At 68.5% G+C, this 2,746-nt stretch carries 3 protein-coding genes; all 3 read right to left on the reverse strand.

Annotation, left to right across the window (positions count from 1 at the left end; all coding sequences use genetic code 11):
* Positions 1-1,035: ABC transporter ATP-binding protein (locus AOK23_RS34655; protein ID WP_055716500.1), on the reverse strand; the 1,035-nt coding region annotated here is incomplete at its 3' end.
* On the reverse strand, positions 1,028-2,131 hold the full coding sequence (locus AOK23_RS34660) for an ABC transporter substrate-binding protein (RefSeq protein WP_055716501.1): 1,104 nt from the start codon (positions 2,129-2,131) through the stop codon (positions 1,028-1,030). The genes AOK23_RS34660 and AOK23_RS34655, both read right to left, overlap by 8 nt.
* A 119-nt stretch (positions 2,132-2,250) precedes the next feature.
* A partial coding sequence (locus AOK23_RS34665; protein ID WP_206336378.1) for a succinylglutamate desuccinylase/aspartoacylase family protein occupies positions 2,251-2,746 on the reverse strand: 496 nt, incomplete at its 5' end.

Here is a 2,746-nt window from a genome sequence, read left to right on the forward strand (position 1 = left end):
CAGCAGGGGCCCGGCGCCGCCGTCGATGCGCACACCTGCGCGGACGAGGGTGCCGACGTAGGTGGCGGTCTCCACGGTGCCGGTACAGAACCCGTCGTCGGTGGAGCAGGCCCGCAGCCGGCCGGGCTGCACGGCGACCTTCACCTCGGTACCGGGGGCCAGTTGGTGACGGCGGGCCGTCAGCAGGTCACCGGACTGGGTGAGGCGGACCAGGGTGTGCTCGCCGTCCTGCTTCTCCACCCGGCCGGGCAGGAAGTTGGCCGCGCCCAGGAAGTCCGCCACGAACGGCGTCTTCGGCCGCTCGAACAACTCCCTCGGGGTGTCGAACTGCTCGATCAGACCGTTGCGCATCACCGCGATGCGGTCCGACATGACCAGCGCTTCTTCCTGGTCGTGCGTCACATAGATGACGGTCAGACCGAGTTCCTGCTGGATGGACTTGATCTCCACCTGCAACTGGTCACGCAGCTTCTTGTCCAGCGCTCCGAGCGGTTCGTCCATGAGGATGACCGGCGGGCGGTAGACCAGCGCCCGGCACAGGGCGACACGCTGCTGCTGGCCACCGGACAGCTCACGCGGCTTACGGCCGCCGAACCCGGACAGACCCGCGATCTCCAGCGTCTCGCCGACGCGTCGGCGGATCTCGTCCTTGCCCACTCCCCGCAGGGTGAGGGGGAAGGCGACGTTCTCACTGACCGTCATGTGCGGGAAGAGCAGGTACTGCTGGAAGACGAAGCCCAGGCCCCTCTTCTGCGGCGCGAGGCGGGTGACGTCCCGGCCGCCGACGGTGATGGTCCCGGAGTCGGGTTCGCAGAACCCGGCGATCATCATCAGCGTCGTGGTCTTGCCCGACCCGGAGGAGCCGAGGAAGGTGACGAACTCCCCCGCGGCGATCTCCATGGATGCCTCGTCCACGGCGACGACGTCGCCGTAGGTCTTGCGCAGAGCCACCACCGACAGCGCCTTGCCGGTCGCGGTGGCCGGCGTGACGCCGGCCACCTTGACGGACGGTGTGGCGACACCGAAATCAGCCACGAGCCCACTCCAACCAGCGCTTGGTGACGGCCGACTCGTTCTTCAGCCACCAGTCGACATCCGTGTCGAAGCCCTTGTCGTAGTACTTCGGCGCACCGGCCAGAGCGTTGCGCTCGTCCTCCGTCAGCTTGGCGTAGGCCAGCGGGGAGGAGGGGTTCGACGGGAAGGCCTTCGCCAGGTTGGCCTGGCTCTCCGCACGCAGCGAGAAGTCCATGAGCAGGTAGGCGTTGTCCACGTTCGCCGCGCCCTTGGCGATGGCGTAGCCCTGGAACTGGCGGCGCATGCCGTTCAGCTGCCTGGTGACCGGGACGCCCTGCTTCTCCAGGTCGGCGATCCGGCCGTCCCAGACGGTGGACATCGTCACTTCCTGGCGGCTGAGGAGCACGCCCGGGAGCGGGCCGCTGTCCCAGAACTTCTTGATGTCGCCTCGCAGTCGGGTCAGCACCTTGAAGGCACGGTCGACGTCCAGCGGGTACAGCTTGTCCGCCGGGACGCCGTCGGCCAGCAGCGCGAACTCCAGCTCCGGCAGGTCACCGTCGGGGCTGCACATCGCGCGGCCGCCCTTGAAGGCCTTGGTGTCGAAGAAGTCCGCCCACGACTCGGGCTTGCGGCCGCCGAAGGCGTCGGTGCGGTAGGCGATGCACTGACCGTAGAAGCTGCTGCCGATGGCATGGTCGGTGACCTGAGCCTCGGGGATCTTCGCGCTCTTCACGCTCTTGATCCGGTCGTGGTCCAGCATCTCCAGGGCGTTCTGGCCCAGGTACTTGAGGTGGGACATCATCGAGTTGTTGATGAGGTCGCACTGCGGGCGGCCCTGCTTGATCTGCGCCAGCAGCGGGGCGTCGTCCAGGTTGAGGACCTTGACCTGGATACCGGTCTCCTGCGTGAACGGCGTGTAGATCGCCTTCTGGAGGGCCGCACCGTAAGAGCCGCCGCTGTCACGGACGATGACCGTCTTGCCGCCGCCCTTGCCACTGCCGGACGAGACACGGCTCGTACCGGTACCGCAGGCGGAGAGGGACGGGAGAGCGGCGAGGGCGGCCAGGCCGCCTGCTCCGCGCAGGAGCGCTCTGCGACCGATCATGGGATCACTCATGACAAATCTCCTGGAAGTAGCGCAATGGGGGACCAGCTCGGGAGGGTTGGGGGGGTGGAGTCTGTGGGCGGACACGTGGTCCGTGGGCCGGTCGACGGGCAGCCGTTGCCGCCGGCCGGTCAGTTGTGTGGTGTGGCGATGGCGGCGAGTTCGGTGCCGGGGCGGACGGTGAGTCCGTTCATGCCGTAGATGATCGTTCCGGTGGCGTTGGCGGTGACCTTGTGTTCGGTGCCGTCGACGGGGTCGATGATGCGGCCGATGGTCTGTCCCTCGGTCACGTCGTCGCCGGTGACGGCGTCCGGGTACCACAGTCCGGTGGTCTCGGAGGCGGCCTCGCCGGCCCAGATCCAGTCACGGGGCCGGGCGGTCGGCGGCTTGACGCGCTCGGAGGCTTCGATGACGCCGAGGTGGTGGAGGATCCGGTGGAGGGCGTCGAGGAGCCTGCCCACGGTGTCCGGGTGCCGGTCGCCGAGTTGGCCGGTCTCGACGAGGACCGCGGGGATGCCCTGGCGGTTGGCGGCGGCGTGGCTGTTGCCGCCCTCGGGGCTGGTGCCGAAGATGACCCGCTCGTATCCGACCGCGTGGGCGAGGGCCTTGTTCTTGGCGTCGAGTTCG

It is taken from the genome of Streptomyces torulosus (assembly GCF_001419765.1).
In the GTDB taxonomy this organism is placed as follows: Bacteria; Actinomycetota; Actinomycetes; order Streptomycetales; family Streptomycetaceae; genus Streptomyces; species Streptomyces torulosus.

Coding starts and splice junctions, on each gene's coding strand:
- AOK23_RS34660 (WP_055716501.1), bottom strand. CDS start 2,131: ATGAGTGATCCCATGATCGGTCGCAGAGCGCTCCTGCGCGGAGCAGGC.